Here is a 21,080-nt window from a genome sequence, read left to right as displayed (position 1 = left end):
TTGATTGACCAACAATAAAAAAGACCAGCTAAGCTGGTCTTTTTTATGAAGAGAATTTATGGAGATTACTTCATTTGTTGTACTTGCTTTTGAAGCTGGTCGAGTTGCTTCATTTTGCCCTGAAGACCCAGAGACTGATAGTCGATTGCCGCTGGGTTCATCATCTGACCTTGCTGCATTGGGTAGTCAGGCAGAGTTTGGAAGAATTCACCAAGTACGTCTTGAATGGGTACGAATAGCCACATGTTGTCTGCCATCCAGCGTAGGTACATACCAGATTCGTGTGGTGCTTTCTCAAATGGGTCAGCACGTAGGTGAATGATCTTCGGCCAATTAGGAGCGAAACGAACGGCGTCTGTGATGTTACCTTCTAGTGTTGCGAAGTGGAGTTTCCAATCATTCCAACGAACCGCGTTTAACTCACCGTTTGCAGTAAAGTAAAGCAGAGACTCACGCGGTGCTTGGTCGGTTTTTCCTTCAAAGAATGGCTTGAAGTTATAACCGTCGATGTGAACACGCCAGTCTTTGCCGTTCGCTTTATAGCCTTCTGCCAGCTTTTCTTTCACATCAGGAACGCCTGCTGCTGCAAGCAGTGTTGGTAACCAGTCTTGGTGCGCCATCATCTCGTTGATCTTGGTACCTGGTTCAATTACGCCAGGCCAACGAACAAGCTGAGGAACACGCATACCGCCTTCCCAGGTCGTGCCTTTTTCACCGTGGAATGGTGTCGCACCACCATCAGGCCAGCTTACTGTTTCGGCACCGTTATCGGTAGAGTAGATAACGATCGTGTTGTCAGCGATGTTTAGCTCGTCCAGTTTGTCTAGCAGGATACCCACTTGGTCATCATGTTCTAACATGCCGTCGGCATAAATAGAGATACCAGATTTACCTTGATACTTCTCTTGCAGACGAGTCCAAACGTGCATTCGTGTGGTGTTGTGCCAGATAAAGAATGGCTTGTCCGCTTTCACGGCTTTTTCCATAAAGGCGAGAGACGTTTCTAGGAACTCTTCATCCGCATTTTCCATACGCTTACGCGTCATAGGACCAGTATCTTCGATTTTGCCATCTGCAAAAGACTTGATGACACCACGAGGGCCATAGTTCTTGCGGAACTCTGGATCTTTAGGGTAGTAGTAAGTTTCTGGTTCTTCCTCAGCGTTGAGGTGGTAAAGGTTACCAAAGAACTCATCAAAACCGTGGTTAGTTGGCAAGTGTTGGTCTTGGTCACCTAAGTGGTTTTTACCAAACTGTGCCGTCATGTAGCCTTGCTCTTTGAGTAGATCAGCAGTGGTTGGAGCCCAGTCTGGAATACCGTGTGTTGAACCTGGCATACCGATGGTAAGTAGACCAGTACGGAAAGGTTCTTGACCAGTAATGAAGGCTGCGCGACCTGCTGTACAAGATTGCTGACCGTAATGGTCAGTGAAAAGTGCACCTTCGTTAGCGATACGGTCGATGTTTGGGGTTTCGTACCCCATCATGCCTTGGTTATAGGCGCTGATGTTCCAATAACCGACATCGTCGCCGAAAATCGCTAGGATATTCGGTTTGTCCGCCGCAACTGCAACTGAAGATGTAGCAATAAGCCCAACGCCCATTGCAATCTTACTTAAGTGGTTTGCCATTCTAGACTCCATCGTCTTTTACTCATTGATTTTGCAGTAAACACCTAATGAGGTGCCTATTTGTCCTGCACTCTATTTGAGCTAAGCGCTGGTGTCGTCTTATAGACACTATAAAAGAAAGTTATATTCTCTAAATATAATCATAAAAATCAGTCGGTTGGGTAGGGATAGAGATTTGGTTTGCCACGGTAGTGCTATGTGAGCTTAATCAAAAAATCGAGTTAATCTTTATTCATCGATTAATAGCGCAAAATGTCTGAGATTTTTGGGGTTTATGTGTTCACGTTTATACGTTAACAGGCAGGATGCGACACGGATGCACTTCTGTAACTGTGTTAATGATGAGAAACCAGATAAATCAGACATTAGCTTTATGCTGACGATATGATGGAGCACAAAAACTAAGTCGTTGAATTACTGAAAAGTCGATGAACTCGATATGGAAGACAATACGTTCGTATTTTACTCGACAGTCAATGATACTAGGAGCGCGTAATTAGCATTTTTATTCCTTTTGGCATATTTTACATAAAGTTATCTGGAAATCGTTGACTGATACAGTAGACTAGTGGGAGATTTGCTGATTAGAAACCTTAGAACAACATGCTGCTAACTGCCTCCCCAACCGCTGAATTATTTACTCACCACGAATTCCGCTCTATAGAACTCAATGGTGATAGCCTGGTACTGCACTCTGTGCGTGCTGAGGTTCGTATTCCATTCAGTGAGTGGTCGGGGAGACTGAGTGTTAAACGTGGTCTAGTTTGGTCGTCGGTATCGGTGTTTGCCCACGAAGAACAAGGGAAACAAGTGTGTTGGGTTATTCAGGGATTACCGTGGCGAGAAGCGCAAGATTTTGCCCAATATGCGGTCAATTGCTATCAACAATGGCATGGTAGACAGTGCGGTTTACTTAATAGCTACTTACCGAAGTGGGAAGATGAACTAAGACGTTTGCGTGCTTTACCGCAGTTTTTACCTCAATCGCTCATGGTGAGGTGGGCGGATGAGGTGAATGCGGAGTTTCTTGATATCAATATGTCACTGTCCGAAGCGATGCGTACGATGCCAAACCGCGTTAACAACCTGATACCTTGGTTGGATGATACGGCGACAGTGCTGGCTGAACGCAACCAAGCATGGCTGGAGAACGAGTGTGAGAATTGGCAGGTATTGTTCTCGCAGTCGGAGTCATCGCCTTTGAATTATTCTCAGCAAATGGCAGTTTTACATAATAATGATCAGAACTTGATCTTAGCGGGTGCTGGCTCCGGTAAAACGAGTGTTCTGATGGCTCGTGTGTCCTATTTGCTGCAAAGTCATCTAGCTAAGCCAGAGCAGATTTTATTGGTGGCATTTGGGCGCGACGCCGCCGAAGAAATGAAGCAACGTTTGGAGAAGAAGCTCGGTCAAACGGCCGATGTGATTTCTGTGCTTACGTTTCATCAATTAGGGTTGAAAATCCTCAAGGAAACGGAAAATCAACCACCTCAATTAACCCCACTGGCAACGGAACAAGCGCAAAAGACAGCCTGGTGTATTGATTGGTTGAAGAAACATTGGATGACGCCAACGAACTTCAAGCGCTGGCAAAAACACTTGTCTAAATGGCCGATCGCTTATCTGAAGGGTGACGAAGAACTTGGCAGTCAAAGCGAGAATCCGAAACTTATTGCTTGGTTGGAGCAGCAGCTTGATCAGTTGATTTCGACAAGCCTGTCCAAAAAAGCGATTCAAGAGAAGATCATTGATAACGAGGATTACACTCGACTCAATAGTGAGCTAGGGCTATGTTGGCCTTGTTTTCAGGCTTGGCAAAAGATGCTAAAAGACAACGAGCAAATTGACTTCACGTCGATGATTACGAAGGCGACCAAACAGGTTTCTTCTTCGAGGTTCAAATCGGAGTGGAAGTTCGTCATGGTCGATGAGTATCAAGATATCTCACCTGATCGTTTGGAGTTAGTTCAGGCCTTATGTGAGCAAAAACTGGCCGATGGTAGCAACGCGACCCTGTATGCTGTGGGCGATGATTGGCAATCTATCTATCAATTTACTGGCTCTGATGTGGACTTGACGACAGGCTTTGAGCAGCGTTTCCCAAATGCTTCGATCCACCTGCTTGATACGACGTATCGGTTTAATGACAAATTGTTAGAGGTGGCGTCTGATTTTATTCAAGCCAACCCATCACAGTTAACGAAAGCAATTAAGAGTCATAAATCCGCGAAGCAAAAATCGGTCATTGTGGAGCACGGCAATCGCGTAGAGAAAATTCTTGATGAACTGAATAGCAAAGCGAAACGCGCTAAATCAGTATTACTGCTGGGACGTAATCACTACCACAAACCAGAACTATTTAGTGAGTGGAGCAAGCAATTTGCTAATTTGTCGTTGGAGTTCATGACGTGTCACGCCAGTAAAGGTAAAGAGGCGGATTACGTTATTGTCGTGGGGGCCGATGAGGGTCAGTTTCCGACTAAGAGGAAATTTGTTCACCTTAATAATGCACTAACATTGGGAACCGACAAATATGAGCATGCGGAGGAGCGCCGTTTGTTCTACGTTGCTTTAACGAGAGCGAAGACCAAAGTCTGGGTGACCTATCAATCCTCACCATCAGTCTTTGTGCGCGAACTCATGGAGCATGAGTTGGTATTAGTGAAAAAGTAGTTTAAACCAATGAGGCCACCTATAGGTGGCCTCATTGTTAGCGTTCCAAAAATCGATCCTGTAATTCTCGCTTAAATCTTAAAGATAGAAATGGCACTGTCCATTTTGTTGGTTTGGCTTGATACGTTCTTCACCTCATCCAGACAATTGCGCGCATTCGACATATTGTCATTGGAAATCTCGTTAAGTTCGGTAATAGACTCGCCAACTTGATTCATCACGATACCTTGCTCTTCAATTGCAGCCGCTATCTGCTCAGAATTCGTCTGAATTTCTGCCATATCTTCAGAGATCTGCTGCAAGGCACTATCAAGCTTTGCAGCAGCAGACAAGGTCTCCGCTCCTTGTGAGTTACATTGCTCGATATCAGTAACGACCGTCGTCATTTGCGCTTGAATCGCACTCACAAGGTTAGTGATTTCTTCCGTTGATTGATGTGTGCGACTTGCCAAAGCACGCACTTCGTCTGCAACTACGGCAAATCCTCGACCTTGTTCACCAGCACGAGCCGCTTCAATAGCTGCGTTTAAGGCCAGAAGGTTAGTCTGTTCAGCGATATCTTGAATAATATGAACGGCACCACCGATCTTACCGACATGTTCGTTTAACGAGCGAATCTCTTCGTTGCTTTCTGCCAGCACGGAAGAGAGAGATTCAATGTTGCCGACGGTATTCTCAACAAATGCACGACTGTTTTGTGAGTTGCTGGCTGCTTTGTTGACGACATCGGCAGCGTTATGGGTTGTTTGTGCGATTTCATCAATGGTGGTGACCATTTGTTGAACTGCGGTTGCCATAGAATTGGTATGATCGCTTTGGCTATGGAATTGATGCATCACGTTTTCCAGTTCATCTTCCATGTTAGTACTGCTGCTTCTGATTTCTGACGATTGCTTTTGTGTGTTGCCAACAAGCGATGCAAAATTATCCAGTAGCGAGTTAACCGCCTTACTAATAGAGGCGATCTCATCGTTACCTTTCACCGATACACGTTTGGTTAAGTCATTGTGCTCCGCAGTATCAGCGATCGCTGAGTGTAAGCGATTTACGTTGAGGTTAATCGCTCTGACGATATAGGTGATTAGCGCAGCGATAATCACCAGCAGTAATAGTGAAATCGTCCATTTGGCGGTCATAATGGTTTGAATCTTTTCATCAAGTACTCGATTGAGTCGGACGTTAAAGTTTTCAAAATCTGATTCAATTTTATGAGAATTACTGCGCGTCAGTCCGAGTAAACCTTGGTCGTAGGCGAAGCCTATCGTTTCTCTTTGCTTAAGGACATTATTACCCAATGCATTAAGTGACGGGTTGGTTGTTGGTGTGACACCGATACGATCGCCGAACATAACGTCATCGTGGTACTGCAACAATTCTCGAGTAATGTTACGGTTCGATTCGTTGTGGAAGGCATCAAGGAACTGTTTGGTCAGCCCTTGTGACAGGTTAAGGCCAAGAATGGCGTACCCATCAACCAATTTAGTAAACGCTTGCTCGTAGGCATTGAGTTCTTCGGTAAGTTGATTCGGCAGAGAAACGCTAGCTCATTTTGCTGATTGCGAAATTTGTCTGCATTATCTTTGAACTTGGCTAGGTACTTTTCGTCCTTACGTAACAGGAAGTCTTTCTCGTTTCTACGAAGATTCAATAAAGTGACTTCTAGCTGACTAAGTTTAGCCAGAGCGTAGGTAAGGTTGTCAGTGGTTCTGGCGAAATAGCTACTGGACATTAGCATTGAGGCAATTGCTAGGACAGAAATAGACCCTAAAAGTAGAAGCTGGTGCTTTATTTTTATTATCAACCTTTTATATTCGATAGTGATATATTTTAGTAATTATTTGGTATTATGAATTTGCATGCGTATTTTTTAAGCGGGGGACGGTATCAACGTTTTGATTTCTAGTCACTTATAAGGCATTTTCTAAACGCAAAGCATTAAATAATGCACCTAAAACTACGCCGCTTTTTTCATTATTAACTATTATATCGGTAAGCGTACGCTGTCCTTTAATAATAAATGTGTAATAGTTTGTCAGTAACACATTACAGAGGTTGTTTAGTTGTTAAATTTAGAGTTATATCAAGGAATTATCTTTGATATGGATGGCACGTTACTCGATACGATGCCCAACCATGTCTTAGCGTGGGAAATGACAGCAGCAGAATTCAATTTTCCTTTTGACCGCCAATGGCTACATTCTTTGGGTGGAATGCCAAGTGTGAAGATCGTTGATGAAGTGGCTAAACGTTACGAGATAGAGTTAGACCCACTGGAAGTATCACAGTTTAAAATGGATACCTTTGCTAACTTGCCTTTAACAGGAAAGCCTATTGAACACACTTTCGAGGTGTTTAAGCAGTATAAAGGAATAAAGCCAATGTCCATTGGCACAGGGAGCCAGCGCGATTCAGCGATTAAACTTCTGACCCATGCAGGCGTATTGGATGATCTGCACAGTGTTGTCTCTGCGACAGATGTTGACAGTCATAAGCCAAACCCAGAGACGTTTTTGCTTGCGGCTAAGAAAATGGGTGTGGAAGCTAAGCAGTGTATTGTATTTGAGGACACCCAATTAGGTTTGCAAGCTGCCCATGCAGGTGGCATGGATTGTTACTTAGTAACGGAAAGTGGATTTGAGTTCCATCCTGCCAATAGTCATTAGCAGCTGTTCGAACAACGAAAAAGAGCACCTGGAGGTGCTCTTTTGATTTTGAGGCGTCGATTACTGAATTTCAATCAATTCAACATCAAAAATCAGCACGGCTGAAGGGGGGATAGGACCGGAACCATTCTTGCCATAACCCAGTGTACTAGGGATATATAAACGGTATTTGTCGCTTTCAGACATATATTGAAGACCTTCCTGCCAGCCTTTGATCACTTGATTCAAACCAAAGCTAATTGGGGTGCCACGGTCTACTGAGCTATCAAACACGGTTCCATCAATCAGAGTGCCGTGATAATGCACTTTTACTTTGCTTTTTGGACCAGGCTTTTCGGTGTTGCCACTGGTATGTAGGACTTCATATTGCAAACCGCTCTCAGTCGTAATAATGCCGTCTTTCTTAGCGTTTTCTTGTAAAAATGCTTGGCCTTTCTGCAAGTTCTCTTCACCTGCTTTGCTGTTCGTCCATGTACGATAGATCATGAATGCTGCTAGCAGCAGTACGATGAGAGGGATTAAAACTTTAGACACTGTTGTTCCTTATTATTATTTTGTTTTTAGATAATTGATGGTTTCAGCAATTTCATCAATGCTTTCGTGGCCTGTCAGCAACACTTCATACTTACCGTTAACGATAAATGTTGGAACAGCATTAATTTGTGCTTTTGTTGATACCGTTTCTGCTGTTTGGATATAGTTAAACAGCTCTTGTTGTTGCTCTTCGCTCAAGTTATATGGGCTAATCATACCGCGAGATTCGAAGATTCGATCCAGTTCGATTTTTTTACCGCTACCGTCCAGCTCTGGGTTCTGCACTAGAGCGAACAACTCATCTTGCATATCGGCAGGGACAATATTGTTTTCAGACTGCATAACGGCAGAATAGAACAACATGCCAGCGATCTGAGCACTCTCATTAAACATGACATGTACCTTACCTAACTTACTGTCAGTCAATGACTCTAGTTCAGGTAGCATTGGCTCAATATTACGACAGTGACCACAGCCTAGAGAGAACACTTCCGTCACTTGAGGTAAACGTAGGGTACTCAGATTGGTATCGAGTGTACGGTATTGTTTGCCTTCAACTGGAGCAGTGTCAGACTCGCTACACGCTGCAACAACGAGAGCGAAGGCCATAACAGATAGAGTTTTAGTAAGAGTTTTAAACATGTTTAAGCTTCTATAGGAAAATAACTCACAGAGTTTAACGTTTATTTAAGTCTGCTTACAAGCAATTCAGCTCGGCAAATCGTTACAAACCGAAACCGTGGACTCGATGTTTTTTCATGTTCACTATAAAGTTTCGATTTGGATGGTCGATAAATAACAGCGGATAAAGGAATGATTGGAGAGTGACATGTTTACGTTGAAACAGGCAGGGTTGGTATTGGCTGCCACCTTACTTTCAGGTTGCAGTGCAGTCTCATCGACAACGAGTAAACTGTTCCCAGATATGCTGCAAACAGCGCCAGCTTCGGAATTTGATGTTATGCATCCAGAGTGGGCAGATGCGCCAATGATCGCCGCGACCAGTGTTGAAGGGCCGTATGGGCAGACGCGGACCGAGTCTTGGAATGTTCTGGAAAGTTATTTGGTCAATAATGGTCTCGATTATGAATTAGTGCCTGGCGATTATGTGATGATCCGCCTAAAACAACAGATACACTTTAATACTGGCTCCGCGCATGTCGCAAAGACATCGGTACATTGGCTACAGCAGCTGGCAAGTTTTTTGTCTAACCAACAGGGTATTGATGTCGTGATAGGTGGACACACTGACAATACCGGTACGGTCGCTCTTAACGACAGGCTTTCAGATAAAAGGGCAGAGTCGGTTCGACAGACGTTGATTAACCAGCAGGTACCTAGACAGATAATTTACACCCGTGGTTATGGTGAGAATGTACCGGAGTGTACCAATCAAACTCAATTTGGAAAAGCGTGTAATAGGCGAGTAGAACTGACGCTAATTGTCGCGCAGTAGTGATATTAAAATGCAAAAAAAAGCGACGTTGTAACGTCGCTTTTTTTTTGCTGATAAATCAGTGTGTAAGCTAAAATTAGCTTAAGCCAATAATATTGCCATCGTCATCAAGATCGAGGGACATAAACGCCGGTTTATCGGGCAGACCTGGCATCGTCATCACATTGCCACACAACGCATAGATAAAGCCGGCACCGGCACAAAGCCTAAGCTCACGGATCACAACATCAAAGTCGGTAGGGGCACCTTTGATGCTACCATCGGTAGTGATAGACAGAGGCGTTTTTGCTAAACAAACGGCTAAATGATTAAACCCATGCTTTTCATACAGCTTTAGTTGTTTTTGTGCTTGGTACGATAGCGTAACTCGTGATGCTCCGTAGCCACTTTCACACACAGCCATCAGTTTAGATTCAATTGGTTGATCGAGTGTGTACAAAGGCTTAAAATTAGCCACGTTTTCGCACGCAGCAATCACTTGCTGTGCCAAGTCCATGGTGCCGGCGCCGCCTTTAGCGAAACCTTCACTGATAGCGACACGACAATTTTGGTTCAGTGCTTCAACCCAAGACTTTAGTAGAGCAAGTTCTTCGTCGCTATCTTGAGGAAAGCGATTGATGGCGACGACCGCAGGGACACCATATTTAGCGACGTTGTTGATATGCCATTTTAAGTTCTCGAAACCCGCTTTCAACGCATCGTGGTCGTTACCATAAATAGAATCTGGAATAGGCATGCCTGGTTTTAAATCATACAACCCAGAATTTGCTTTTAGCCCACGAAGTGTTGCGACAATGACCGCGCAATCGGGTTTTTTATCGGTCGCAGACGCTTTAATATTACAGGCTTTTTCAAAACCCATATCAGAGCCAAAACCACCTTCAGTGATGGTATAACGGCTCAGCTTTGTTGCTATGCTATCAGCTATGATTGATGAGTTACCATGAGCGATGTTCGCGAATGGCCCGGCATGAATCAGTGTCGGGACGCCTTCAAGAGTTTGCATCAGAGTTGGCTCAATCGCCTCTTTCATGCTCACAGCCATAGCACCAGCGACTTGAAGATTTTCCGTTGTGATCGGTTCTCCGTCTAAAGAATAGGCAACGACGATTCTCCCGATACGGGTACGAAGATCTTTGAGATCTTTTGACAGTGCCAGAATTGCCATCAATTCTGAAGCAGCAGAAATATCGAAACCGTCTTCACGCTCATAACCATTGATGGTTTTATTCACTTCATTTTGACCCACAGTCACCATGCGAAGAGCACGATCATTATGGTCAACCACACGTTTCCAAACTACATTCTTAATATCGATTTTCAGCGCTTTTAGGCCCGTTCTAGATTCAAACGCGTCATAGCCTTCACGCTGTTCGTGATAGATGCGAGCATCAATGGCAGCGGCGGCAAGGTTGTGCGCCGCTGTGACAGCGTGAATATCGCCAGTCAGGTGAAGGTTCAACTCTTCCATTGGTGCGACTTGGGAATACCCGCCACCAGCCGCGCCACCTTTGACTCCGAAAATAGGGCCCATTGAAGGCTGGCGAATACAGGCCATCACCGATTGACCAAGCTGTTTTAGGCCCTGAGACAATCCGATAGTAGTAACGGTTTTACCTTCACCAAGTGGCGTTGGGGTGATAGCAGTAACGACGACAAGTTTGCCATCAATATTGTCTTTGAGTCGGTTTACCGCGTTTAGTGAAACTTTTGCTTTGTGAAGACCTTGAGGATGAAACTCAGAGTCGAGTAACCCGGATTGCTTGGCAATCTCAGAAATAGGGGAAAGTGACGTCGTACGACAGATATCAATATCAGATAGCATTAACGGTCCTTAAAAGCCACAAAATTGTTGAGGAAAACGTTTGCGTCAGGATAATACTGGTTAAAAATGCTTTGTAAAGTTAAATATTCAGCAGCCTGTTCTAATTTTAACCACTGTTTATTTAGTTGATTGTTTTGAAAACAAAAAGAGGCCGAAGCCTCTTTTTTTATCGTTCCCAATACGCTTCTTCTAAGCTATCTTCACGCTCTGGTAGTGAACGTGTCAGTCTTGGCGAATGCTGGGTAAGCACTTCATAGCTTACTCGGTTCGCATATTTACAGATTTGCGATAAAGAAGAATACGTCAAACAAGGCGCAACGTGTTTGTCTGAACCCGGCACATTGTTACTGTGGAAATCGTTGGCAGTAATGTCGTGCAGCAGGGCAGACAGTGCGCCATCGCCCGCGCCATTGGTATTTTTTATCTCCAATGGGCCACCTAGATAAGGACCAATATGCGAGTACACTTTCTGTGGATCGGCACAATCCGCTTTACGCATAGCACGACTGAATTCGAATTTGTTGAACTCTGCGATGTGGCCTTCCAGTATATCGTGCGTTGTTTCACGAAGAGAGACGTTATCACAATAACCCGCCATATATAGGCCATCAGGGCCAGCAGTACACAGCACAAGATCAACCCATTCCAATGCTTTATCAGCAGCCAGCAAAGGATCAGAAAATCCAGTTAAAGTTTGACCTTCTTCTTCATTCATCGCGACGATAGTGACATTGTCTTTGATGTAATCTTGCCAGAACTTCTCGTTACCTTCGATTACCCATTTTGTGCCTAAAGTCAGTACAACAGGCACCGATTTCGCTTTCGCAATCTCAATGGCACGTGCCACCGCTTTTGGCATTGGGTCTTCTGGCTTACCGCGCATTAGATATGATGACACAACAAGTGCGGAAGCTTTGTTAAATACCGATTCAGGAATGCTTTCCGGCTTAAGCTGGTTCATTTCACCTTCGTTAATCGCGAAAGTTCGCTCGCCATCATCAGTGATTAGGGTGTAACAACGTCCAATTGGACCGTCAACGGTCTGCAAATGGTTTAGGTTCATACGTGAAGAAGTACGACACAGGTAGCGGTAGCCATATGAACCCACTTCGATGTTCTTTGACATAACGCCCAACAGAACAGACTTGCTATCCGCTAACACTGAATAGTTGTGTAGCGTGTTGCCGATGGTGTCGCCTGGGAATTGATGAGTAATTAGCCCTTGTGCCACCAGCTCGTCGTAAAGCGCGTCGGCTTTACTTTCTTCTAGTACTAAAGAGTGGCCTTTACTTAGGTCGTATTTAGCAAGAAAAGCATCGTCTACTCGTGCTTCGATATCCACGATCGTTTGTCCAACACCAATAATGGTTGGTCGGAATAGCTTGGGAGCTGACTGAGCTTGGCTAACAGACAGATCTTTCTTGCTCGTTGGGAAATAGTGTTTTGACTTACGTTGTCCAGGGAATCTCATAGTAAAGGCTGACGGAACAAAATTTGGCGGCATCATATCACAACGACTTCAATAATGTTTCATAATATTGCAGTATTTTTGTGATTTAAGGCCAAAATCGAGTGGGCGAAATCTAAACTTTAATCAGACCGTTAACCAAGGCATAACCTTAGCCTTGACATGATTGATCAGACTACTAATCTGTTAATAATGTTAGTGATACGGATTGCATATTGGATATTTTGAATCTAAGCCCTGAAAAAATTCAAGATGTGCTTGATCGCATGGATTGCTATTTTTTATCAAAGACAAGCAAGGATGTTATACCTATGTCAATGAGGCGGTCTGTCGTTTATTTGGGCGCGACCGTGAAGAAATCATTGGTTTTGACGACAGTCAGTTTTTTACCGTTGAAGAGGTATGTGACTTAATCAAAAATGACCAATCGGTTTTGACCGGAAACACCGTGTCTAACATTGAAGTGAATACTCTGAAGTCGGGTGAAGTAAAACACTATCAGAATATGAAATCACCCATCTTCAACAGTCATAACGAAGTGGTCGGAATATTCGGACTAGCGATTGATATTTCTTAGACTGTAGCGCGGCACAATGAGCTAGAGTTTTTCGCCGTTAGAGACGTGTTGACTGGACTGTATAACCGACGATTCCTTGAACTGCAAATGAAGCATGAAATTGCCGCTTTTAAACGCCATGATCAAGAAATCTGCTGTGTGATGTTAGATGTCGATGGATTTAAGTCGATTAACGACCGATATGGACATGCTGTTGGCGATTATGTTTTGCAAACCGTAGGCAAGATTTTAATAGAATCGACGAGAGAAGAAGACTTCTGTTTTCGGTTTGGTGGCGATGAATTTACCATATTGCTGCCCAAAACATCACTTCCAGATGCCTATAAGTTTGCTGAGCGAGTGAGAGAGGCCGTGGCCAATAGAGCGCTATATTCTACCATTGGTGAGGCTTTCAACATTAAGGTCAGTCTTGGTGTTGCGACGATGCAACAAGGTAAAGAAGAGCAGCTATTAGCCATTGCCGATGAAGCACTGATGGAAGTTAAAACCAATACGAAAGGAAAAAACACCACTTATGTGTTTTGTGATCGTATGTTGGCCATTTTTGGCTGTGACGGTTGTACAAGAGCGGGGCGATGTAAGTAATCATGAATCGAGGGGCCATTCTAGCTCAGTAGAATGACCCGCTTCATTTTACGGTGCGATTTCTACCGGTTGTTCGACGTAGGCCGCTGTATTCCAAAGAGGCACTGTCGACAAGCTATGTTTAAAGCTTCCAGATGTTTCTTTAGTAGAATAGGATAGGTACATAAGTGTCTGATTTTCTATGTCAAAAATTCGACGTACCTTCATACTTTTAAAGAAGATACTCTTGGACTTCTTAAATACCACTTCACCCGATTTCGACTTATCTATTTGTGCGATCATTTCTGGCGTAATTTTACCAGTTTGTCGACACGAAATAGAGCTATCACTCGGGTCAGAAAGGCTCAAATCAGCTTCAATACTTGCGATGTGGCAAGTGACTCCTGTAACAATAGGATCGGTTAGAGTATTGAGTTTGATATCTTTTAATGTGAACATACCCAGCGATACATCTCCCACCTCTTTATCACCACACCCATATAAGGCGAGTGTCAGAGCCGGGACCAACAAGAGCTTTTTTAACATAGTAGAGCATTCCTTTTTATTAACGCTTTTGTATACCATAACTAAGGTTACTCGAAAAATCGAACAGGATTATTATGAAAAATGTCGCCGAACGACTGTATAGCAACAAAAATCAATGGCTAGCGAGCCAGATAGATGTTGATTTCCCAACTCCCGAAAGTGTCCAGGGGCGGGAATTATATCAGGAGTCTTTGTCGAGCAACTACTTAGATTCACTTGAGCCTGAGTTTGATGATTCATTGAACATAGAGTGGCATAAAGTAGATTTTCATAGACTCACCGTTATGTTCGCTTTGTTACAGGCGAAACGTTGGTCTGTAGAGCAGCATCAAAATGCTGTTGTAGAGTTTTTCGCACAAATAATTTTAGATGAGACGCACGACTTGTATGTGGGCTTTGATAATACAGAGCCTTGTGCCGCGACGATTATGTGTAAAGAGCAATCGGTCGTTCTGTTTTCTGATATTGTCGTTTGTGGCAACCAACAAAATACCAATCCTTTGGCGATTATCCCCTCTTTAATACAAACCTTAGATATTGCAAAAGAATCTGAGCTTTGGATTGAAAAACGGTGATCTGCTTGGAAGTTTCACTCATCAAGTTAAATAATATATAAAAACTCACGCCTAACCCCACAAATTGATCGTAGAAGTATATTAATATTCTACGAAAAATAAGTGTTGTAAGGCTGGGTGTTTGATGTCAAAAGTAAAGTGTGTGTTGTTTGATTGTGATGGAACACTGGTCGATAGTGAAAGGTTATGTTGTGAGGCGATTGTTGCTACGTTTGAGCATGTAGGTGTATCGTTAAGCTTAGAAGCGGTGTCGGATAATTTTGCTGGTGGCAAGATAGCCGACGTCCTCTCTTCTGCCCAATCACTCACTCAAAGTCATGTATCACTAGATTTGCTAGAGCCCATCTACCGAAACGAAACACAACGTTTGTTTGACCAAAAACTCAGACCAATGGAAGGTGCATTAGAGCTGTTATCTCATCTGGACCAACAAAACATTGAATACTGTGTCGTCACGAATAGCCCCATATCTAAAGCGCAAAAAATGCTCTCAATTGTTGGATTGAGCGAAAAGTTTCAAGGTAAAGTCATCTCGGCCTTTGATGCTAACAGTTGGAAACCTGAGCCGGATCTTCTTCAATATGCAGTCACTATGATGGGCTTTTTGCCGAATGAGTGTCTCTATATTGATGACACCTCAAAAGGTGTCAAAATGGGAATAGCAGCAGGAATCAGAACGATCCATTTTGCCACCTGTTGTGACTATGAGCAAAATAGTGCGACGTGCTTAACATCAATGAAGCAAGTGGTTGAACATATCAGTGAACAGAACAGCTCAAAGTAAGCGGTTTTAAAGACTTTGAGTTACATTTTCGGTGGAAGCTTTTTATAGTTTGTTTAGTCAGCTCCGAAGTGTAATAGCCACACTCTGCACACAAGAATGTTTCGTTGTCTTCAGATAACAAGCCTTCGTTGGCTCCGCACTCGGGACATAGCCCTGCTAAGGCTTCTTGTGATTTTTTATGTGTCATATTTTCCCAAACGACTCAAAGTTAGTTTGAATCTCCTAATAGTAATACGAGCTCAAATATTTAGAGTGGAAAACCGTTTGTTTTCATCCGCTAATGCGACTTATATCACTAATAGCTGGCGTGAGTCGGTATAGGGGTAATAGATATGCTGACCAAAAGAAGAAACTGCCAGTTAAAAGCTCAATGTCAGGTACATCTATCTAGGTCTCACCCTCGGCTTTATATTATGGGTTACAGTATTGATAAAGCCAGCATATGCTGGCTTTTTGTCGATGAACTCAATGAGTCATGCTGAGTATGAATTAGGTACGATACCGAGTGAGTACTTCACCCAACGTTTTGCTCGCTTTGGATAAGTTTGTCACACCAACTTCACTTTGTTCTGCCACTTCGCGAATGGTCCCAGACTGGATACGAATACCACTTAACTCTGCTGCTATTTCGGCCGCCACAGCGCTTTGCTCCGCTGCAGAGGTGGAAATCTGTGTACTCATATCCATAACTGCACGAGATGAGTCAGCGATTGAGTTCACATCGTGACCAATTTCTGCGATCAAAGCACTGCTTGAATCTGCTTGTTCAACAGTTTGTTGGGTAATAGCCGCAATGTTTTGGCTCTCCGACTGAAGCTTTTCAATCATCGCTTGAATTTCAACCGTCGCAGTTTGGGTTCTTCCTGCCAGAGTACGAACCTCGTCAGCCACAACAGCAAAACCGCGACCTTGCTCACCCGCTCGTGCTGCTTCAATGGCAGCATTTAAAGCAAGTAGGTTAGTTTGCTCAGAGATGGCATTGATGGTGGTGATGACTTCGTTGATTTGAGTCGTGTTGTCTGTTAACGCGGCCACAGAATGAGAGGCCTCTTCAATATAGGCTGACAATTGATTAATGTCGTTGATCGCTTGCTGGACGCGCTGATAGCTTATCTCAACTTGCTTGGTATCCTCTTCGGCTTGTTCATTTGATTGACGAGAAATGTTGGAGACCTCTTGGGCAGAGGCTGTCATTTGCTCCATTGCTGTGGCAACGGAATCGAGAGAAGCGTATTGATTGCTGATCTGATTATTACTCTTTGCCATTTCTTGTTGGAAAGAAGAAGCGGTTTCTTCAAGACTCGTGGCTGATGATTTTACTGTGGTGACAAGCTCAGTTAAGGTATCCATGGCGCGATCGAGCGCTACACCAATTGTCCCAAACTCATCTCGACCAGCGACAAAGTTAAGTCGAGAAGTCAGATCCCCTTCAGCAATTTTCTGAGTGGTAGAATATAGAGTAAATAGCGCACCACCTAGGAATGTGGCTAACCAATAGTTAAAGATTGCAAATGGCACAAGCCAAAGATAACTGAGGGCTAAAGAGGTAAGCGCCTGAGACTTCGCATTGTCGATTTGCATTAGGGCAGATGTAGTCAGGCTGTACATCGTACCGTCCATTCCTCTTGCTGTTGCAGTCACCATACCATTGTTAATCGAAGAGGATTGACCGGAAGACTTCACTACGTTGACGCTTTTCAAAAAGTCTGTGTGTTTAAACGCTGCGCTCGCTTCTAAATACCCAGAGAGCTTGGCTTCAGCATTAGTGATGGCTTGCTGCTCGGCACTTGAGATGCTGTCTTGGTAACGACCAACCGCTGAAAAGGTAAGTGCGGAAAAAAAGAGGGCGAAAAGCACCCACATTTTGTCATTGATCGACATCTTTATGAATAAGGCGTCGATCTTTCTAAATTTCACTTCTCTCATGATAACCCCGGGAGTGATATTGTTATTTGAATAGACTAATAAAACGAAAGGCCCTCATTGAGGGCCTTCAATCTTGGTATGATATCGACATTTTATGAAATACATATAGCTTGGCTCATTTTAAATGTGATATCGATCACTTCACTAACCGAGAGCAGGGAGGATCTTAAATGTTACCAATAGCTGAGAAAACACGATAACGACGCCAAATAGCATGGATGTGTAGAGTGCAATGGCACCGCCTCCCACTCGGTAACCGTTTTGGTTGACTGACTGTCTACGAGTTTTTGCCACCATGACGGTTGGTAGGAATACCGCCAGTACAGCAAGCGCGATAGCGGCATAACCCAATGCCGTAATAAAACCTTGTGGATAGAATAAAGCAAAGCAAAGTGGCGGTAAGAACGTGACGAGTGCGGCTAATGCACGTTTCGAAAACGATAAAGGTTGGGTTTTGCTTGGCTCTGAAGACCCGTTTGCGGCTAATTTTCTGCCGATATCTCTCAAGTATTCAAACAGCCCTAAGCTAACACCGAGGAAGGACGTCACTAAGGCAAGATCAGCAAAGATGCCGATAATGGTCGCTAACTTGTCCACGTGAACGGCCTGGGCAAGCAATCCAATTAAGTTTGATAGACCTGCATTGGCGATAAGCGTGCTCTGTTGCACCACACCTAAGGTTACGATTTGCCAAAAAATATAGATAACAAGCGGTAAGCTGGAACCGATGATAATGGCTTTTTTCAAAGCGTTAGTATCGCCCTCAAGGTAGTTAACGATAGCAGGAATACTGCCATGGAAACCAAAAGAGGTGAAAATAACTGGAATCGAGGCAATGATCAGACCTTGTTGCAGAGGCATGCTCATTAAATAGCTTTGAGTAAGATTAGGTGCTAACAAGAATAGCACGCTACCCATGGCAATAAGCTTTAGCGTAAATAGGACGCGATTGAGTTTATCAACCGCATGAGTACCAATAGTAACCGTTAGAGCGACGAGAACGGTGAAGAGAAGAGTAGCTGCAGTGCTTGATAAACGTATGCCAAGTATCGCATCTAGACGGTCTGCAAACTGGCCTCCGCCACCAGCGATGTAGGCAGCACACAACGCATAGAACAAAAACAGTACGGCGAAACTTGCCACGTATTTGCCTTTGTTGCCGAGAACTTGTTTAGCAAGAGTATGCAGTGTCGCAGAATGATCGGCATATTGATGCAGTTCGACCATTAATAAGGCGGTGTATGCCATTAATGCCCATAATGCGAGCATGAGCAATAAAGAGGTGCCAAAACCAATTCCGGCAGATGCTATTGGAAGGGCAAGCATACCGGCACCTATCGTGGTACCTGCAATTATAAGGGTACTTCCTAGAACTTTAGATTTCATTGTACATTCTACTTTACAGCTTGTAGGGTGATTTGCATTATCGTTGTAACGAAAACTCGATATCGAGTTATTAATGCTGAATTTTCGAAGAGTATGCAGTGTAATAACCTAAATCACAAGCGAAATGTAAACTAATATTTATTAACTGTATATAATTGTGTACAGTTATGGGGCGGGGGCGTGTATTCATTACCTCCGCAATCGTTTAACAATGAGTTGCATCAAAGTTAATGTCGATTTGTCTTGGGTTTCTTACTGTTGTCATATAGGTTAGGTAGAACTCTATGACGAGTGTTCAAGCGATTTGTAGTACGTGGTCTGGTAATTAGGACCGTAGACTCAAAGGCGCTTGATGTAAGAAGGATGACATTATGGAAACACAAACAAACGAAGAAGCACTCGAATGGCTAGACGCTATGGAGATCGGCTTCGAATTACCTGATTGCGAAGAATGGTCGCAAACTGAAGACTAACCAACATAACTGCCTGCAAACCAACTCGTACCAATTAGTCGTGTCAGCACTTAACGCTAAAGCCGCTACACTGAATATAGCAATTCGATTGGATATGAGATGGTTTGCTACGACTGCTACTATTCTGCATTATTCAATTCCCCATACTTTGCGGATGTTCTCTCTACTATTCTGACCTAGACTAGCCGCTGGAAAATCTAGCAGCGTTTATCGTTTTTACCTCGGCCTGTTATCTTATTATCAGTAATGCGAGAGGATGAGCCACAACATTACTCAAGTCGTTTGGCGTGCGACCAGTGGCTGACAAAATACGTTTTTTCGAGACAGAGCGAAGGGTTAGATCATGCACTGGTTGAAACGTGTTTAAGTTATAGACAAAAAAAGCGACCCTAAGGTCGCTCTTCGTTCGTTCACTGTTAATAGAACGCTATTATTTCTTACGGCAGTACTCGGCAATCACATACATAGCTTGACCGTTAGCCTTACCTTGAACGTGTTTAGGGTCGTCAGCGCTAACACTAATACCACGAATCACAGTACCTTGTTTGATGACTTGAGAAGAGCCTTTGATCGGCAGATCTTTGATTACTGTTACGTCGTCACCTTTTTTAAGCTCTACGCCGTTTACATCGCGTGGTTTTTCAACGTTTTCATCTAAACCTAGCTCTGCCCATTTTGCGACTTCTTCTTCTAGATACATCATATCAACAAGATCTTGAGCCCAACCTTCGCTAGAAAGGCGTTTAAGCTGACGCCAAGCCATCACTTGAACAGGAGCAACTTGGCTCCACATGCTGTCATTTAGGCAACGCCAGTGGTTAACATCCATTGTCTCAGGGTTTTCAATTTGGCCTGAACAAGTGTCACAAAGCATAATCGCGTGATCAACCGTGATTTGGGTATGAGGAGCCACCGCGAAAGGCTTAAGTGCCGTTTCAGCACCACATAGTTCACATTTGTTTTCGCAGCGTTCAAGCATAGTTGCTTCAATAGACATACTTATACCTTTTATTTGATGAGACGGGCCTAAGCCTCCATCCGAATAGTTATGTGGTACTGACTTTGAGTATCACCGGTTTGATAGCCGCGCATTATACATGGTTTTAGCCAAAAGTGTGATCGAGAGCGACTAAAACCGCACAATGGGCTACTGAGGCTGTAAGAATCTTCTCACTCAGTGAGAAGATTCTGTGCATCGACGCTGAGATTGGGGGTGAGCTCAAACTTTTATTATTCAACAAATAAACAGTTCACATAACCCATTCGTTTCACTAGATAACTATATAGTTTAAGAGTACATATAAAACTATATAGTTATTTTAAGTCTTTAAGCTATCAGGGAAAGTGTATGACGAGAATAAATCTGAACGGTGATTGGCTGTTAACCAGTAAACAAAAACCAGAAGTTGAAGTAACAATGCCTATCCCAGGTGACAATTACTCTGCTTTACTTAAAGCGAGTGTTATCGACGATCCATACTGGGGCTGTAATGAGCAAGAGGTTCAGTGGGTTCGGGAGTGTGAGTGGCAAATACATCGCGACTTTGAGTTGACCCAACAGCAGCTAGGTTCTCAGCAGCTATTATTATGCTTGTCTCGCCTAGATACGGTAGCGAAGCTAGTCATCAACGGAACCGAAGTCGACACTTTTTCCAATATGTTTGTCGCGCGTAGGATAGACATCAAGCCTTATGTTCAGATTGGTGTTAACACTATTAGTATCACCTTTACGCCAGCCCACATTGAAGCGAAAAACAGAACAGTGTCATTGCCTTTTCCAATACCATCTTGGCTCTTCTCCGCTTAGATGAGCTTGACAGAAGGGTATAATATTGAACTTACCTCAGGTACTGAAAGCTGTTTAATCTTCAGTTTGAAGTATTCGGTATCTCTTATCCCGCGAGCTCTTCTACGCAACAATCCTATTGATACATTGCCAGCCTCGATTATAGAGCTGGTTAGTCGGTCATACTTTGCAAAGTTACAGATGCCTTCTTTG

Annotated in this window: 17 protein-coding genes and 2 pseudogenes; 8 read left to right on the top strand and 11 right to left on the bottom strand. The window is 43.6% G+C overall.

Annotated elements, in window-relative coordinates; all coding sequences use genetic code 11:
* Window positions 1-65 precede the first annotated feature (65 nt).
* The gene (locus VTH8203_RS16810; protein WP_096994705.1) at window positions 66-1,631 is read right to left on the bottom strand and encodes an arylsulfatase; all 1,566 of its coding nucleotides are present in this window, start codon (window positions 1,629-1,631) and stop codon (window positions 66-68) included.
* Between the two features lie 603 nt (window positions 1,632-2,234).
* Between VTH8203_RS16810 and helD the strand changes: the two genes are divergently transcribed.
* Window positions 2,235-4,304: a DNA helicase IV gene (helD, locus tag VTH8203_RS16805; RefSeq protein ID WP_096994704.1), complete on the top strand. Its 2,070-nt coding sequence runs from the start codon at window positions 2,235-2,237 to the stop codon at window positions 4,302-4,304.
* A 71-nt stretch (window positions 4,305-4,375) separates the two neighbouring features.
* Here the strand turns inward: helD and VTH8203_RS16800 are convergent.
* Window positions 4,376-6,039, bottom strand: a pseudogene (locus tag VTH8203_RS16800) (methyl-accepting chemotaxis protein).
* Window positions 6,040-6,364: 325 nt separating this feature from the next.
* Here VTH8203_RS16800 and VTH8203_RS16795 point away from each other — a divergent pair.
* Window positions 6,365-6,967: a beta-phosphoglucomutase family hydrolase gene (locus VTH8203_RS16795; protein WP_096994703.1), complete on the top strand. Its 603-nt coding sequence runs from the start codon at window positions 6,365-6,367 to the stop codon at window positions 6,965-6,967.
* 60 nt (window positions 6,968-7,027) lie between these two features.
* Here VTH8203_RS16795 and bamJ read toward each other — a convergent pair whose 3' ends face one another.
* Together bamJ and VTH8203_RS16785 are read right to left on the bottom strand one after the other, a co-directional pair.
* Window positions 7,028-7,501, bottom strand: coding sequence for a BamJ family beta-barrel-assembly machinery protein (bamJ, locus tag VTH8203_RS16790; RefSeq protein ID WP_096994702.1), 474 nt, complete (start codon window positions 7,499-7,501; stop codon window positions 7,028-7,030).
* 15 nt (window positions 7,502-7,516) lie between these two features.
* Complete coding sequence (locus tag VTH8203_RS16785; protein WP_096994701.1) at window positions 7,517-8,143, bottom strand: thioredoxin domain-containing protein; 627 nt, start codon at window positions 8,141-8,143, stop codon at window positions 7,517-7,519.
* A gap of 187 nt (window positions 8,144-8,330) precedes the next feature.
* Between VTH8203_RS16785 and VTH8203_RS16780 the strand changes: the two genes are divergently transcribed.
* Complete coding sequence (locus tag VTH8203_RS16780) at window positions 8,331-8,957, top strand: OmpA family protein (RefSeq protein ID WP_096994700.1); 627 nt, start codon at window positions 8,331-8,333, stop codon at window positions 8,955-8,957.
* Between the two features lie 76 nt (window positions 8,958-9,033).
* Here the strand turns inward: VTH8203_RS16780 and VTH8203_RS16775 are convergent, their stop codons facing one another.
* Both VTH8203_RS16775 and VTH8203_RS16765 read right to left on the bottom strand, forming a co-directional pair.
* Window positions 9,034-10,782, bottom strand: coding sequence for a formate--tetrahydrofolate ligase (locus VTH8203_RS16775; protein WP_096994699.1), 1,749 nt, complete (start codon window positions 10,780-10,782; stop codon window positions 9,034-9,036).
* A 166-nt stretch (window positions 10,783-10,948) separates the two neighbouring features.
* Window positions 10,949-12,253 carry an inosine/guanosine kinase gene (locus VTH8203_RS16765; protein WP_096994721.1) on the bottom strand — a complete coding sequence of 435 codons (1,305 nt, stop codon included), beginning with the start codon at window positions 12,251-12,253 and terminating at the stop codon, window positions 10,949-10,951.
* 268 nt (window positions 12,254-12,521) lie between these two features.
* Between VTH8203_RS16765 and VTH8203_RS16760 the strand changes: the two genes are divergently transcribed.
* Together VTH8203_RS16760 and VTH8203_RS16755 are read left to right on the top strand one after the other, a co-directional pair.
* Window positions 12,522-12,827, top strand: coding sequence for a PAS domain-containing protein (locus VTH8203_RS16760; protein ID WP_096994697.1), 306 nt, complete (start codon window positions 12,522-12,524; stop codon window positions 12,825-12,827).
* 33 nt (window positions 12,828-12,860) lie between these two features.
* Window positions 12,861-13,412 (top strand): annotated as a pseudogene (locus VTH8203_RS16755) (GGDEF domain-containing protein); the annotation flags it as partial.
* Between the two features lie 48 nt (window positions 13,413-13,460).
* On the opposite strand, the gene VTH8203_RS16750 reads toward VTH8203_RS16755, so the two are convergent.
* A complete protein-coding gene (locus VTH8203_RS16750; protein WP_096994695.1) occupies window positions 13,461-13,937 on the bottom strand; it encodes a CreA family protein in 477 nt (158 codons plus the stop codon).
* Between the two features lie 74 nt (window positions 13,938-14,011).
* Here VTH8203_RS16750 and VTH8203_RS16745 point away from each other — a divergent pair, with 74 nt between their 5' ends.
* Window positions 14,012-14,512 (top strand): hypothetical protein, encoded by a 501-nt coding sequence (locus VTH8203_RS16745; protein WP_096994694.1) that lies wholly within the window; start codon window positions 14,012-14,014, stop codon window positions 14,510-14,512.
* 124 nt (window positions 14,513-14,636) lie between these two features.
* Window positions 14,637-15,296: an HAD-IA family hydrolase gene (locus VTH8203_RS16740; protein ID WP_096994693.1), complete on the top strand. Its 660-nt coding sequence runs from the start codon at window positions 14,637-14,639 to the stop codon at window positions 15,294-15,296.
* Between the two features lie 489 nt (window positions 15,297-15,785).
* Here the strand turns inward: VTH8203_RS16740 and VTH8203_RS16735 are convergent, their stop codons facing one another.
* The 3 genes from VTH8203_RS16735 to VTH8203_RS16725 all read right to left on the bottom strand — a co-directional run bounded on the left by VTH8203_RS16735 (window position 15,786) and on the right by VTH8203_RS16725 (window position 20,078).
* Window positions 15,786-17,222, bottom strand: a complete 1,437-nt coding sequence (locus VTH8203_RS16735) for a methyl-accepting chemotaxis protein (RefSeq protein ID WP_096994692.1) — start codon at window positions 17,220-17,222, stop codon at window positions 15,786-15,788.
* Between the two features lie 144 nt (window positions 17,223-17,366).
* Window positions 17,367-18,608, bottom strand: coding sequence for an aromatic amino acid transport family protein (locus tag VTH8203_RS16730; protein WP_096994691.1), 1,242 nt, complete (start codon window positions 18,606-18,608; stop codon window positions 17,367-17,369).
* 903 nt (window positions 18,609-19,511) lie between these two features.
* Window positions 19,512-20,078 carry a PhnA domain-containing protein gene (locus VTH8203_RS16725; protein WP_096994690.1) on the bottom strand — a complete coding sequence of 189 codons (567 nt, stop codon included), beginning with the start codon at window positions 20,076-20,078 and terminating at the stop codon, window positions 19,512-19,514.
* Window positions 20,079-20,429: 351 nt separating this feature from the next.
* On the opposite strand from VTH8203_RS16725, the gene VTH8203_RS16720 reads away from it, so the two are divergent.
* Window positions 20,430-20,888 carry a glycosyl hydrolase 2 galactose-binding domain-containing protein gene (locus tag VTH8203_RS16720; RefSeq protein WP_208617766.1) on the top strand — a complete coding sequence of 153 codons (459 nt, stop codon included), beginning with the start codon at window positions 20,430-20,432 and terminating at the stop codon, window positions 20,886-20,888.
* On the opposite strand, the gene VTH8203_RS16715 is transcribed toward VTH8203_RS16720, so the two are convergent.
* A partial coding sequence (locus VTH8203_RS16715; RefSeq protein ID WP_167385790.1) for a transposase occupies window positions 20,885-21,080 on the bottom strand: 196 nt, incomplete at its 5' end. The two genes, VTH8203_RS16720 and VTH8203_RS16715, sit on opposite strands and share 4 nt — an antisense overlap.

It is taken from the genome of Vibrio thalassae (assembly GCF_900089835.1).
Taxonomy (GTDB): Bacteria; Pseudomonadota; Gammaproteobacteria; order Enterobacterales; family Vibrionaceae; genus Vibrio; species Vibrio thalassae.
Note: the sequence above shows the minus strand (reverse complement) of the source record. Positions and strands in the feature narration are given on the sequence as shown.

Excerpts from the sequence above, each read along its gene's own strand:
- VTH8203_RS16810 (WP_096994705.1), bottom strand. The coding sequence starts at position 1,631 with ATGGCAAACCACTTAAGTAAGATTGCAATGGGCGTTGGGCTTATTGCT.
- VTH8203_RS16745 (WP_096994694.1), top strand. The coding sequence starts at position 14,012 with ATGAAAAATGTCGCCGAACGACTGTATAGCAACAAAAATCAATGGCTA.
- VTH8203_RS16750 (WP_096994695.1), bottom strand. The coding sequence starts at position 13,937 with ATGTTAAAAAAGCTCTTGTTGGTCCCGGCTCTGACACTCGCCTTATAT.
- VTH8203_RS16740 (WP_096994693.1), top strand. The coding sequence starts at position 14,637 with ATGTCAAAAGTAAAGTGTGTGTTGTTTGATTGTGATGGAACACTGGTC.
- VTH8203_RS16780 (WP_096994700.1), top strand. The coding sequence starts at position 8,331 with ATGTTTACGTTGAAACAGGCAGGGTTGGTATTGGCTGCCACCTTACTT.
- VTH8203_RS16765 (WP_096994721.1), bottom strand. The coding sequence starts at position 12,253 with ATGAGATTCCCTGGACAACGTAAGTCAAAACACTATTTCCCAACGAGC.
- VTH8203_RS16730 (WP_096994691.1), bottom strand. The coding sequence starts at position 18,608 with ATGAAATCTAAAGTTCTAGGAAGTACCCTTATAATTGCAGGTACCACG.
- VTH8203_RS16735 (WP_096994692.1), bottom strand. The coding sequence starts at position 17,222 with ATGAGAGAAGTGAAATTTAGAAAGATCGACGCCTTATTCATAAAGATG.
- helD (WP_096994704.1), top strand. The coding sequence starts at position 2,235 with ATGCTGCTAACTGCCTCCCCAACCGCTGAATTATTTACTCACCACGAA.
- VTH8203_RS16720 (WP_208617766.1), top strand. The coding sequence starts at position 20,430 with ATGACGAGAATAAATCTGAACGGTGATTGGCTGTTAACCAGTAAACAA.
- VTH8203_RS16725 (WP_096994690.1), bottom strand. The coding sequence starts at position 20,078 with ATGTCTATTGAAGCAACTATGCTTGAACGCTGCGAAAACAAATGTGAA.
- VTH8203_RS16775 (WP_096994699.1), bottom strand. The coding sequence starts at position 10,782 with ATGCTATCTGATATTGATATCTGTCGTACGACGTCACTTTCCCCTATT.
- VTH8203_RS16785 (WP_096994701.1), bottom strand. The coding sequence starts at position 8,143 with ATGTTTAAAACTCTTACTAAAACTCTATCTGTTATGGCCTTCGCTCTC.